The following is a 12,516-nucleotide window of genomic DNA, read 5'->3' as shown; positions in this document are numbered from 1 at the left end:
ATGACCGAGAACGACGATCGCGGCTTCAAGCGCGACCTTCTCGCATCCTTGCCCAATCTCCGAGCGTTCGCGGTATCGCTGACCGGCCGCCATGACAAGGCCGATGACCTCGTCCAGGATACGATCATGAAGGCTTGGGCGAACCAGACCAGCTTCACGGCCGGCACCAACATGCGCGCCTGGCTGTTCACCATCCTTCGCAACGAGTTCTACAGCCAGATGCGCAAGCGGGGCCGGGAGGTCCAGGATACCGACGGCCTGTTCAGCGAACGTTTTTCCGTGCACCCGGAGCAGTACGGCCGGCTCGACCTGCAGGATTTCCGAAAGGCGCTGGACAAGCTGCCCGACGATCAGCGCGAGGCGATCATCCTGGTCGGAGCGGCAGGCTTCGCCTACGAGGAGGCTGCAACGATCTGCGGCTGCGCTGTCGGCACGATCAAGAGCCGCGTCAGCCGGGCACGGACGCGATTGCAGGAACTGCTGGGGGTTTCCGGAGAAGGCGATTTCGGTCCGGACGCCGGTCATGCGGCCATTACGGCGCGCGCATTCGGCAGCTAGGCGTCCAGTTGGCCAGACGGTTGCGACAATCCGACAGCGAAAGCCAGTTCCTCATCAAGGAAGGGCTTCGTGACGAAGGCGAGGCCGCTCAATTGAGGCAGCCGGTCGCCGTAGCCCTTTGTCAATGTCGTGACGACGATGCGCGTGCCGTTTCTCTGGCGATCCCTTAGGATTTCCACGAGTTCGTCCCGCAGCAAATCGACGTCGATCACGAGGATGTCGTAACCGTCTTCTCCCAGCGCCAGAAGGTAATCATGCGGCGTGGCGATCCGGGTCGTACAGGTCATCGCGTCGGACAGTATGCGCTCGGCTTCCATCGCGACGAGATATTCACGCTCGACAATCAGGATCTTTGGGACAATGGGAATCACGCTCTCCTTCCGCAGAAACGCCTCTATGAGTGCCGTAACGGTGCTGGTCATTTAAAAAAGACACAGTAACGATGACCGGACTGCGCTAGTCGTTCGTTCCCGTTCCAGTGATTCTCATGGCCGTATCAAAGCCCGTCGTCCCTCCGCGTGTTCCGTGCCAGCGCTGTCCGCTCCGGCAGCGGCCGTCCTTCCGCGACTTCAGCGCCGACGAACTGGAGTTCGTCTCGCGCTTCAAGGTTTCCGAGACGCCTGCGGAGCCTGGAATGGCGATCATGGTGGAGGGGGAACGGAATCCGTCGCTCTATACCGTGCTCAGCGGCTGGGGCTTCCGCTACAAGATCCTCGAGGACGGGCGCCGGCAGATTCTCAACTATGTCCTGCCGGGGGACATGATCGGGCTGCAAGGCAATGTCATGCTGGAGATGCAGCATTCGGTGGAGGCCCTCACCCGCATGACCTTGTGCACGTTCGAGCGGGAGAGGTTTCCGAACCTCTTTCGCAACCATCCCTCTCTTGCCTTCGACATAACCTGGATCGCGGCTCGCGAGGAATCGATGCTCGACGAGCATTTGCTGAGTGTCGGCAGACGAAGCGCCCAGGAACGTGCGGCCTATCTGTTGGCCTTTCTGCACGCCAGGGCCGACGCGACCATGGGGGCCGACGGGCACGCACGGCAACTGCCGCTCACGCAGCAGCATGTTGCCGATACGCTCGGGCTTTCGCTGGTCCATACCAACAAGACGCTTCGGAAACTGATGGACCAGGGCCTTGTCCGCTGGCTCGACCGGGGATGCGAGATCGTCAACCCCGAAGGGCTCTATCGCGTAGCGGGATGGCACCCACCGGAGGAAGGGCACCGGCCGTTCATCTGAACGGCTAGCGCAGATCGCGGTCTATTCCGCCGGGATCGCTGCGGCCTCTTCCCAAGAGCGGCGCAACCTTGTCCATGTTCCTCATGGCGAGGAATCCCAGCCCTCCCGCTATCGCGATCAGGGCCAGGGGCCGCGACCGGGCGACCACAGGCAGTGCGGACAGGGCGGCCGTCACCATCAGAGCACGGCTTCCGCCGGTCGCCGCCGCCTGCCGCTTTCGCCTCTCCTCCGCCTTAGCCGTAGACCGGAGGACGAGGAAGAAGATCAATGCGAGAAGCAGCGCCCCACCGGCAACGACCAGCAATGCCCCTATCGCCCCAAGGCTTTGGGCGATGGCCAGGGCTGCAGCCGCCACCAGAGCGCCGTAGGCCGTGAGGACGAACAGCAGCACCAGCGCGTACAGGATCGCATTCCGCCGCAGCCGCTGGACGAACGCCGTGGCATCGATCGCGGCCAGGGATGCCAGAAGCGGGGCCAGTCCGGACAGCATCAGCGACGAGCCAGAAGCGCGATCAGGAAGCCCACGCCCGCCGCCATCGCAACGGCCTGCAGGGGATTGGTGCGGATCTTCCGTTCCAGATCCTTCTCAAGGGAAAGGGCCTGTTCGCGGGCAGCCTCGACCATCTGCATGGACGCATCGGTGGCGTCGTTCGTCGCCTTGCGCACGCGGCTGCGATAATCATCGGCCTTATCCGCACCGACGGCCGCGACGCTTCGCGCAAGAGCGGCGATGTCGTCGCGCAACTGCTGCAACTGAGCGTCGATGTCGCCTCGGGACGAGGATGCGGAAGAGCCTGCCGGCTCGTTGGAAGCGTTCACTGGTGCCATGTCCTTCTCCTGTACTGGTTTTGCGTCAGACTATCGGTCAGCGCCGGAGCTCTTTTGAGTTACGTCAAAGGAAATCAAAAAGATAAAGCAGGATGATCACGGGACCGGAATGCCGACCAGCCACAGAAGAATGCCCTTCATCCGATCCTCCCGGGCGGAACGAAACTGGCACGGCCGCCCCTCCATGCTGCGAGCAGTGAACGCTGTTCGGTCGGATTTGTTCCAGAGCAGAGGTTAGGAGGCCCGAGGATCGAGCAGGTCGCGCAGGCCATCACCCAACAGACTGAAGCCGAGCACGGAGAGAAGAATGGCCAGCCCCGGAAGGATGGCCAGCCAGGGCGCAGGCCCGAGAAAGGTCTGCGCATCCGCAAGCATACGCCCCCAGGTGGGTGCCGGGGGAGCCATGCCGAGGCCGAGAAAGCTGAGCCCGGCTTCCGTCAGGATCGCGAGGCCGAGCTGGATGGTGGCCTGCACGATGATCTGGTCGGCGATGTTGGGAAGGACATGTAGGAACGTGATCCTCCACGGCGGCCGTCCCATGCCGATCGCCGCCTCCACATAGGGACGGCTCCAGATCTGACGCGCCCCGCCCAATGTCAGGCGGGCGAAGACCGGAACCATGAAGGTCGCGATCGCAATGATGGCCGTTCCGCGTCCCGGCCCCAGGAAGGCTGCCAGCATCATCGCCGAAAGGATCGGCGGTACGGCAAAGACGATGTCACAGCCCCTCAGAACCAGCGCCTGCGCCCAGCCACGCCACACCGCGGCGCCGAGGCCCAGCGCGCAGCCGAGAGAAGCACCCAGCGCGACCGCTGCCATGGCGGTCGACAGGGAATTCCACGCACCGGACATCAGCATCGACGCGACATCGCGCCCGAACTGGTCGGTGCCGAGCAACCCCTGCTCGAACGGGGGCTTGAGGCGCATGGCGATCTGCATCTGCCCGGGCGGCCGCGGCGTCCAGAACAGGGAGAGCACCGCCAGCGACACCAGGCCTGCCGTCAGCAGCAGCCCTGCCGCCAGGATCGGGCGCCTGAGACCAGCCCGCATCACCCGGCCTCCCTTCTCAACCGGGGATCCACCACCAGATGGACAAGGTCGACGAGGACGTTGACCGTGATGACCAGAGCAGCGAAGAACAGGACGACGTCCTGCATCACGATCACATCCCGCTGCGACAGCGACTGCAAGGCAAGCCTGCCGAGGCCCGGCAGGTTGAAGACGTTCTCCACCAGCACGGCGCCGGCGACGAGAAAGCTGAACTGCAGGCCGAGCATCGTCGTGATCGGCACCAGCGCCGCGGGGAATGCATGGCGCCAGATCGCCGCCCCCTCCCCCAGCCCCTTGGCACGCGCGGTGCGGACGAAATCTTCGCCTATATTGTCGAGGACGGCGGTGCGGGTTACTCGCGTCAGGACTGCGGCCTGGGGTAGCGCCAGGGCGATCGCCGGTAGAAGCAGTGCCTGCATGCCAGCTGCAAATCCCTCCTGCCAGCCGGAGAACCCGCCCGCCGGCATCCATCCCAGCCTCACGGAGAACAGCAGGATCAGCAGCAGGCCGAACCAGAAGGCCGGAAGGGCGATGCCGAGATAGGAAAAGAGGCCGATCATGAAATCCCAGACGCCGCCGTGGCGCCGGGCGGCCTCCACCCCCAGCGGGATGGCGACGGAAAGCGCGATGGCGATGGCCATCGCCGCCAGCGGCAGGGTCAGGGTCAGCCTTTCGGCGATCAGTCCGGCGACAGGTACGCCGTAGGTATAAGACTGCCCCAGATCTCCCGTAAGAACCCCGCCGAGCCAGGAGAGATACCGCTCGGGAAGCGGCCGATCGAGCCCGAGCTCGCGCTGAAGCGCGGCGAGCGTATCCGGGCTGGCCGAGGTTCCCAGCATGATGGATGCCGGATCCCCCGGAAGCAGATCCATGACCGTGAAGATCAGGACCGACACGACCAGCAGCGAGACGACGAGGCCAACGAGGCGGCGCAGAAGAAGCGTTATCAACGGTCCGACCCAATTACCGATACAGCATGCCGGTCTACGGGTTGCCGCTGGCTGTCCGTTATCGGCACGCTACTCCTCCCAGTACACCTCCGTCAGCACGTTGGACGGGATCGGCTCGTTTTCCCAAAGGCCCTTCAGCTTCCTGTCCCACACGCCGAGCTTCGGCATCACGAACAGATAGAGCGCCGGAACATCCCCCGCGAGGATCTTCTGTGCCTCGCCGTAGTGAACAGCCTGCTCGGCAGCATCGCTGGTCAGTTGCACCTTGTCCAGCACGGCGTTGAAGTCAGGGTTCCCGTAGTTGAAGTAGTAGGGATCGCGCGCATAGATGTCGATGTCCATCGGCTCCGCATGCGCAACGATGGTCATCTCGTAGTCGGCGCCCTTGAAGACATCGGAGACCCATTTTGCAGGAAACTCGGTCGTCTCGATGTTCATCGTCACGCCGATCTCGGCAAACATCGCCTGCATGATCTGCGACGAACGCTGGGCATAGGCCATCTGCGGCGCCTTGATGGTGAAGGCAAGCCCGTTGCCGTAGCCGGCTTCCGCCAGCAGTGCCTTCGCTTTTTCAGGATCGTAGGGATAGGTGCCGGTCAGGTCGACGTAACCCGGATCGTTCGGCGTGTAATGGCTGCCGATCGGCGTGCCGAAGCCGGACCATGCGCCTTCGATGAGCGTGTTGCGGTCGATCGCCATCATCAGCGCCTGGCGGACGCGCTTGTCATCGAAGGGCTTGCGGGCATTGTTCATGCCGGCGACGACCTTGAGCTCGGTGTTGCCGATCACGGTCACGAGGCGCTCATGGCCTTCGAAGCTCTGCATCAGTTCCGGCGCCGCGAACTCCGGAAAGGCATCGATATCGCCCGCCTGTAGCGCCGCGGCTTGCGCCTGTGGTTCGGACATGAACCGGAAGACGGCTCTTTCGAGCCTGGCTGCACCTTGCTTGTTCCAGTAGTCGGGATTGCGGGCGAGCTCCACCCTGTCGCCTTTGGCCCAGCTGACGAAGCGGAAGGGGCCAGTGCCTACCGGCGTGGTCTTGTTGTTCTCCGCCGACCGGGTGCCGACGATGCTGGAAGAGGGCCAGGCGAGCCAGTAGAGAAGGCTGCCGGTCGGCTTCGAGAGCTTCAGCACCAGGGTCTGCGGATCCGGCGTTTCGATGGACGTGATGGTCTGGAAGTAGCGCTTCTGCGGGTTCACAGAGGTCTCGCCACGCGCCCGCTCTATCGCAAAGCGGGCGACGGAGGAATCGAAGACCTCTCCGTCGTGGAAGGTGACGCCGGAGCGCAGCTTGAACGTGTAGGTGAGCCCGTCCGGCGAAATCTCCCAGCTCTCCGCCAGTTGCGGCTGCACCTTGCCGGTCCGGTCGACGGTCGTCAGCCCTTCGAAGATGTTCTGCCATGTCACCTGCCCGATGGCGACGGGTGCGGCGATCGTCGGATCAAGTCCTGTGGGCTCGACCGACATGCCTATCGTGACGGAGGTTTTGGGTGCGGCCTCGGCCTGAACGGCGGCGAAAGCCGTACCGGCCACGAGCGCTGCCGACAGCAGGAAGCGGTGAAGAAAGGCGGGAGCATGCGGGAAGAAAGAACGGCGCATGGTCGATCTCCAGGAATTGGCGAAGATGGAGGGTCTATCGCATCTTCCCGGCGAACACACAATAGCGATTCAGCGCGATCTGCGTAGCCAAAAAAGCTACACCAATGCGAGCGGTGCGATCATGCTTCCGGGACTGAGCGGCGCATATGGTTTTCGATGAAGGCGACCAGAGCATTGGCGGCGAAGGAGAGTTGCCGATCTGGCGCGACGCACAGGTCGATGGCCGTCCGCACGGCCGCGTCTTCCACGACCGGCACTGCGACGAGCATCCCCGCCTCGACCTCGCGTTGCACGGAGAGCGGCGGAAGCAGCGTCACGGCCGCGCCGCGCAGGACGAGCTCCTTCAGCATATCGAGCGAACTGGTGATGAACACCGGATCGAGGTGAAGCCCTTCCCGGCCAAAGATCTCATCGATGGCCTGGCGGGCGGCGAAGCTGCGATCCGGCAGCGCAAGCGGCATTTTCGCAAGATCGGCGAGTGCGATCTCGGTTACCCCGGAAGGCACCTCCCGGGGATGAATGATCGCATCGTAGCGGATCTCCGACCTGAGCCTGAGCTTCACGCCGGACATGGCGGGCGCAAACAGGGTGACGGCGATATCTGCCTCCCCGCTCGTCAGTGCGTCGATCGCCTCGCGTGCACTGGTGATCGCCACTTCGAAGCGCAGCTTCGGATGCTGCAGGCTGAATTCGGCCAGCACCGGCGCGATGACGTTGGCGACCGTGGCGCCATTGGCGTAGAGCACGACCTTGCCGCTCTGCAGCCCCTGCAGATCGCCGATCAACTGGTGGACCTGGTCGAGCTCCCGCAGCGTCTTGCCCGCCCGGTCCGCAAGCAGCCGGCCGGCGGCCGTCAGGCGGATACCGCGATTGGTCCGCTCGACGAGCTGCGCACCGAAATGCTCCTCGAGATTCTCGATCTGGCGGCTGACGGCGGTTGCCGCCACCCCCAGGTTTTCCGCGGCGGCGCGCATCGACCTGGTACGCACCAGTTCGTCGAAGTACATGAGGGCGCGCAGGTTCATGACGTCGAGCGAGCCTCAGTCACGGCGAAAGCCCTCGCTGGCGACCAGCAGCCGGCGGGTATAGTCGGCGGAGAACTGCCGGTTCTCCAGCGCGTCGACCGGCACCGTCTCGACCACCTCGCCGCCCTTCATCACCGCCACCCGCTCGCACATGTGGCTGATGACGCCGAGATCGTGGCTCACCATAACGAAGGTGAGGTTACGATCGTGGCGAGCCTGTTCGAGCAGATTGAGGATTTCCGCCTGGATGGAAGCATCGAGCGCCGAGGTCGGTTCGTCCAGAAGCAGAATCTTCGGCTCGACGATGAGCGCCCGCGCGATCGCGATGCGCTGCCGCTGGCCGCCGGAAAGCTGGTGCGAATAGCGGAAGCGGAAGCCCGAACCGAGGCCGACCTCGTCCAGCGCCCGCGCAATGCGCGCATCGACATTGTCAAAACCGTGGATCGTCAGCGGCTCGAGCAGCAGCCTGTCCACCGTCTGGCGCGGATGCAGCGACCCGTAGGGGTCCTGGAACACCATCTGAACCGTCCGGTAGAAGGCATGGTCGCGCTTGCGGCCGCTGTAGCTGCGGCCATCCACGGTCAGGCTGCCTTCCTGGAAGCTCGTGAGGCCGGTGACGGCCCTGAGCAGCGTGGACTTGCCTGAACCGGATTCTCCGACGATGCCGTAGGATTGGCCGTACTCGACATCGACGCTGACGCGGTTCAGCGCGGCGAACCCATCGTAGTGCACCAGCATGTCGCGGATGGAGAGTGCCGTCGTCATAGCGCCCACTCCGGCTTGCGCTCCAGCACGGGAAGCGGATGGCGATGGCTGCCGATCTGCGGCAGGCAGTTCAGGAGGCCCTGCGTATAGGGATGCTTCGCCTCGTGCAGGTTGGCGGAGGAGAGCTCCTCGACCACCCGGCCCGCATACATCACCAGCACGCGGTCGCAGAAGGTGGAGACGAGCCTGAGGTCGTGGCTGATGAAGATCAGCCCCATGCCGCGCTCCGCCACCAACCTGTCGAGGATGTCCAGCACTTCCAGTTGCACCGTCACGTCCAGCGCCGAGGTGGGCTCGTCGGCGATCAGCAGTTCCGGACCGCAGATCAGCATCATGGCGATCATCGCCCGCTGTCCCATGCCGCCCGACACTTCGTGGGGATAGAGATTGAAGACCCGTTCCGGATCGCTGATCTGCACGGCCTCCAGCATTGCCAACGTACGCGCCTTGGCTTCCGCACTGCCGATGTCCTCATGGGTCTTCAACGTCTCGACGATCTGGCGCCCGATCGTCATGACCGGGTTGAGCGAGTATTTCGGGTCCTGCAGGATCATCGCCATGCGCTTGCCGCGCAGGCGCCGCCGCTCCTTGAGGCCGAGCGACAGAAGGTCCGTGTCGCCGAAAGCCAGCCGATCGGCCGTGATCTTCGCCTGACGCGGGGTCAAACCCATGATCGCGCGGCCCGTCTGCGACTTGCCGGAGCCGGACTCGCCGACGATCCCGAGCCGTTCGCGGCCGAGGGTGAAGGAGACGCCCCGCACCGCCTTCACTTCGCCGGTGCGCGTGGGAAAGCTTACCTTCAGATCATCCACCGTCAGGAGCGTCATTGGCCGGCCTCCTTCGGGTCGAGCGCGTCGCGCAGGCCGTCGCCGAGCAGGTTGAAGCCGAGGCTGACGATCAGGATGGCGATCCCCGGCATGGCGGCGACCCACCACTGGTCCAGGATGAAACGGCGGCCGGAGGCGATCATCGCACCCCATTCCGGCAGCGGCGGCTGCGCACCGAGCCCGAGGAAGCCGAGGCCCGCGGCGGTGAGGATGATGCCTGCCATGTCCAGCGTGACGCGCACGATGAGAGAGGAGAGACAGAGCGGCATCACATGGCGCAGCACGATGCGGAAGGGTGAGGCCCCCATCAGCCGCACGGCCGAGATGAACTCCGAATGGCGGAAGGTCATCGTCTCGGCGCGGGCGATGCGGGCATAGGGCGGCCATGACGTGACCGCGATCGCCAGGATCGCGTTTTCAATTCCCGGCCCGAGGGCTGCGACCAGCGCCAGCGCCAGCACGAGTTTCGGAAAGGCGAGGAAGATATCGGTGATGCGCATCAACACCGCATCGATCCATCCGCCGGCATAGCCGGAGACGGTCCCGACGATGAGCCCGACCGGCGCGGCGATGGTGGCCACGAGCACCACCACCAGCAGCGTCAGCCGCGTGCCGTGGATGAGGCGGGAGAGGATGTCCCGGCCCTGGTCGTCGGAGCCGAGGAGGTAGCCGTCTGCACCCGGCGGCAGCAGGCGTGCATTGCGCAAATCGCCCTGCAGCGGATTGTGCGGCGCCAGGACATCCGCGAAGGCTGCCACGACCAGCAAGCCGATGATGATCATCAGCCCGAGAAGCGCGAGCCTGTTTTCCGAAAAGCGCCGCCAGATCACATAGGCTCGGCCCAGCCGCGCCTGCCGGCGCGATGCCGGCCGCTCCGACAGGAGCCATTCGCGGCTGTAGGGTCTCGGGGAGGTCTCGACGATGCTCATCGGCTGCGCGTCCTTGGATCGAGCGTCCGGTAGAGAAGGTCGGACAGGAGGTTGATGCCAACGAAGACGGAGCCGATGACCACGGTTCCGCCCAGCACGGCATTCATGTCGGCGTTCTGGAGCGAATTGGTGATGTAGAGGCCGAGGCCGGGCCAGGAGAAGATCGTCTCCGTCAGCACCGAGCCTTCCAAGAGTCCAGCATAGGACAGCGCGATCACGGTGACCAGAGGCACCGCGGCATTGCGCAGCGCGTGGAACCAGATGATGCGGGTCTCGGAAAGACCCTTGGCGCGCGCGGCGACGACATATTCCTGGGACAGTTCGTTGAGCATGAAGGAACGCGTCATGCGGCTGATATAGGCAAGCGAGAAATAGCCGAGCAGCGAACCGGGCAGGATGATGTGCCGGAAGAGGTCCCAAAGCACGTCCCACTGCCTCTGCATCGTCGCATCGAGCAGGAAGAAGCCGGTGACCGGCGTGAAGCTGTACTCGTGGACGATATCCACACGGCCCGGATAGGCGACCCAGCCGAGCTTCGCGTAGAAGAGGAGCAGCGCCAGGAGGCCGAGCCAGAAGATCGGCACCGAATAACCGACGAGGCCGATCACGCGCACGATCTGGTCGATGACAGAGCCGCGCTTGACGGCCGCCAGCACGCCGAGCGGCACGCCGAAGACGGCACCGATCAGGGTGCCGACGGTGGCCAGTTCCATCGTCGCCGGGAAGACCCTCTTTATGTCCGTGAGCACCGGGTTGGTCGTCAGCACCGAAGTACCGAAGTCACCGGATAGAGCCTGCTTCAGGTAGATCCAGAACTGCTGGTAGAGCGGCAGGTGCAGGCCGAGTTCCAGCCGCACCCGCTCCACTACATGAGCTGGCGCCCGATCGCCGACGATGGCGAGCGCCGGATCGATCGGCACGACGCGGCCGATGAAGAAGGTGACGGCCAGCAAGCCGAGGAATGTGGTGGCGACCGTCAGCAGGAAGCCGAGGATCGCCAGCCCGCGGCGCCTGGCGCGGCTTCCGCCGCGCCGAAGCGTCGCATTGGTGTCAGAGATAGCCAAGGTTCCGACTATTCCTTGGAAACGGCGTAGAGGAAGTTGGTGTCGAAGCTTGGGCCGAGCTTGTAGTTCTTCAGCTTGTCCGAATATCCGGCCACTTCCGTTTGCTGGAACACGATCACGAACGGGCCGCGCGCCAGGACTTCCTTCTGCAGTTCCTCGTAGATGGCAGCACGCTTGGCGCTGTCCTTCTCGAGCAGGGCGGCCTGCGTCTTTTCGCTCAGTTCGGCCGGGTCCCAGGCATTACGCCAGGCGAGCGTCTTGTTGGTGCCTTCGTCGGAATTGTCCGGGTTGAAGGTGAAGGTCTCGGCATTCGAGTTCGGGTCGAAATAGTCCGAACCCCACTGGCCGATATAGATGTCGTGCTGGCGGGCACGGTACTTGGTGAGCGTCTGCTTGCCGTCGCCCGGGATGATCTCCAGCTTGATCCCGGCCTGCGCCAGCGTCTGCTGTACGTTTTCAGCGATGCCGGTGACCGGCTGGGTATTGCGCACATCCATCGTGACGGTCAGGCCATCGGCAAGCCCTGCCTTGGCCAGCAGTTCCTTCGCCTTCTCGACATTCAGGCTGTAGGGCTTTTCGTCCAACGCACCAAGTTGGCCGGCGGGAAGGAAAGTCTGGTGGATGGTGCCTATGCCCTTGATTAGGGTCTCACCGATCGCGTCATAGTCGACGAGATACTTGAAGGCTTCGATGACTTCCGGCTTCGCCAGGTTTTCGTTCTTCTGGTTGAGGCTGAAGTAGTAGATCGTGCCCTTCGGAGCGGACGTCGTGTCGAGGCCCTCCTTGTCGGAGATCGCCTGGATGTCGCCCGGCTCTAGGTTACGGGCGACGTCGATGTCGCCATTCTCGAGCGCGAGACGCTGGCCGGCGCTTTCCTTCATGTGGCGGTAGATGACGCGTGCCAGCGGCGGCTTCTCGCCGAAGTAGCTGTCGTTGCGCTCAAGCACGATCACCTCGTTCGCGCGCCATTCGCGCAGCTTGAACGGTCCCGAGCCTGCATAACCAGTCTTGAGGAACTCGTTGCCGAAATCGCTGTCGTATTTGTAGTCGTCGCTCGGCGTGACCGACTTGGCATTTTCCATCACCACCTTTTTGTCGACGACGGAGGCGACGGTGGAGGTCAGCACGTTGAGGACAAAGCTTGGAGCGTAGGGCTTGTCGACAGTCAGAACGAAGGTGCTTTCATCGGAAGCCTTGGCTTTCTCGGTCACGTTGTCGCCGTTAAGTCCGAACTGGGTCAGCAGGAAGGCCGGAGACTTATCGAGCTTGACGGCCCGCTCGAAGGAGAAGGCGACGTCTTCTGCCGTGACCGGATTGCCGGAGGCGAAGGTCAGTCCTGACTTCAGCTTGAACGTATAGGTCAGGCCGTCATCGGAGACCGTCCAGCTGTCGGCGAGTTCTCCGACCACCTTCGATGTGTCGTTGAGGTCGAGCGCGACGAGCTTGTTGTAGGTATTGGCGGTCACTTCCGCCGTCGAGATTTCGAAGGCTTCCGCAGGGTCGAGCGTGATGATGTCGTCGAAGGCCCAGCCCTGAACCAGCGTGTCCGCCGGGGTGGCGGCAAATGCCTGCGGAGTCCCCGCCAGAAGCAGCGCCAGCGCTGCGCTCGTGGCCATCAGACGCACGCGTTTGTTCAGCAAGTCGATCATTGTTTTCATTCCCCTGTTGATGAGCTGCT

14 protein-coding genes are annotated in these 12,516 nt (G+C 63.8%); 2 read left to right on the top strand and 12 right to left on the bottom strand.

Annotated elements, in window-relative coordinates; genetic code table 11:
- Positions 1 to 558 (top strand): RNA polymerase sigma factor, encoded by a 558-nt coding sequence (locus RTCK_RS10975; RefSeq protein ID WP_408004528.1) that lies wholly within the window; start codon positions 1 to 3, stop codon positions 556 to 558.
- On the opposite strand, the gene RTCK_RS10970 is transcribed toward RTCK_RS10975, so the two are convergent.
- A complete protein-coding gene (locus RTCK_RS10970) occupies positions 555 to 929 on the bottom strand; it encodes a DNA-binding transcriptional response regulator (RefSeq protein ID WP_185927988.1) in 375 nt (124 codons plus the stop codon). The genes RTCK_RS10975 and RTCK_RS10970 overlap by 4 nt on opposite strands.
- A 116-nt stretch (positions 930 to 1,045) precedes the next feature.
- Between RTCK_RS10970 and RTCK_RS10965 the strand changes: the two genes are divergently transcribed.
- Positions 1,046 to 1,801 (top strand): Crp/Fnr family transcriptional regulator, encoded by a 756-nt coding sequence (locus RTCK_RS10965; RefSeq protein ID WP_142592831.1) that lies wholly within the window; start codon positions 1,046 to 1,048, stop codon positions 1,799 to 1,801.
- 4 nt (positions 1,802 to 1,805) lie between these two features.
- On the opposite strand, the gene RTCK_RS10960 is transcribed toward RTCK_RS10965, so the two are convergent.
- The 11 genes from RTCK_RS10960 to RTCK_RS10910 form a co-directional block, all read right to left on the bottom strand.
- Entirely contained in the window at positions 1,806 to 2,291 is a 486-nt protein-coding gene (locus RTCK_RS10960) for a hypothetical protein (protein ID WP_142592830.1), read from the bottom strand.
- Positions 2,291 to 2,629 carry a DUF883 family protein gene (locus RTCK_RS10955; RefSeq protein ID WP_142592829.1) on the bottom strand — a complete coding sequence of 113 codons (339 nt, stop codon included), beginning with the start codon at positions 2,627 to 2,629 and terminating at the stop codon, positions 2,291 to 2,293. Before RTCK_RS10955 ends, RTCK_RS10960 begins: the two co-directional genes overlap by 1 nt.
- Positions 2,630 to 2,863: 234 nt before the next feature.
- On the bottom strand, positions 2,864 to 3,679 hold the full coding sequence (locus tag RTCK_RS10950; protein WP_142592828.1) for an ABC transporter permease: 816 nt from the start codon (positions 3,677 to 3,679) through the stop codon (positions 2,864 to 2,866).
- The gene (locus tag RTCK_RS10945; RefSeq protein ID WP_142592827.1) at positions 3,679 to 4,629 is read right to left on the bottom strand and encodes an ABC transporter permease; all 951 of its coding nucleotides are present in this window, start codon (positions 4,627 to 4,629) and stop codon (positions 3,679 to 3,681) included. Before RTCK_RS10945 ends, RTCK_RS10950 begins: the two co-directional genes overlap by 1 nt.
- Before the next feature lie 69 nt (positions 4,630 to 4,698).
- Positions 4,699 to 6,228, bottom strand: coding sequence for an ABC transporter substrate-binding protein (locus RTCK_RS10940; protein ID WP_142592826.1), 1,530 nt, complete (start codon positions 6,226 to 6,228; stop codon positions 4,699 to 4,701).
- A 119-nt stretch (positions 6,229 to 6,347) separates the two neighbouring features.
- The gene (locus RTCK_RS10935) at positions 6,348 to 7,253 is read right to left on the bottom strand and encodes a LysR family transcriptional regulator (RefSeq protein WP_142592825.1); all 906 of its coding nucleotides are present in this window, start codon (positions 7,251 to 7,253) and stop codon (positions 6,348 to 6,350) included.
- Between the two features lie 15 nt (positions 7,254 to 7,268).
- Positions 7,269 to 8,018 carry an ABC transporter ATP-binding protein gene (locus RTCK_RS10930; RefSeq protein ID WP_142592824.1) on the bottom strand — a complete coding sequence of 250 codons (750 nt, stop codon included), beginning with the start codon at positions 8,016 to 8,018 and terminating at the stop codon, positions 7,269 to 7,271.
- Complete coding sequence (locus RTCK_RS10925) at positions 8,015 to 8,845, bottom strand: ABC transporter ATP-binding protein (RefSeq protein ID WP_142592823.1); 831 nt, start codon at positions 8,843 to 8,845, stop codon at positions 8,015 to 8,017. Before RTCK_RS10925 ends, RTCK_RS10930 begins: the two co-directional genes overlap by 4 nt.
- Entirely contained in the window at positions 8,842 to 9,774 is a 933-nt protein-coding gene (locus tag RTCK_RS10920; RefSeq protein WP_142592822.1) for an ABC transporter permease, read from the bottom strand. Before RTCK_RS10920 ends, RTCK_RS10925 begins: the two co-directional genes overlap by 4 nt.
- Positions 9,771 to 10,832, bottom strand: coding sequence for an ABC transporter permease (locus tag RTCK_RS10915; protein ID WP_408004538.1), 1,062 nt, complete (start codon positions 10,830 to 10,832; stop codon positions 9,771 to 9,773). The genes RTCK_RS10920 and RTCK_RS10915 overlap by 4 nt, the downstream gene beginning before the upstream one ends.
- 14 nt (positions 10,833 to 10,846) lie before the next feature.
- Positions 10,847 to 12,487: an ABC transporter substrate-binding protein gene (locus RTCK_RS10910; protein WP_142592820.1), complete on the bottom strand. Its 1,641-nt coding sequence runs from the start codon at positions 12,485 to 12,487 to the stop codon at positions 10,847 to 10,849.
- Positions 12,488 to 12,516: the final 29 nt, after the last annotated feature.

Source organism: Pseudorhizobium endolithicum (genome assembly GCF_902153245.2).
Classification (GTDB): Bacteria; Pseudomonadota; Alphaproteobacteria; order Rhizobiales; family Rhizobiaceae; genus Neorhizobium; species Neorhizobium endolithicum.
The sequence above is the reverse complement of the archived record's forward strand: the minus strand, read 5'-3'. Positions and strand labels throughout refer to the sequence as shown.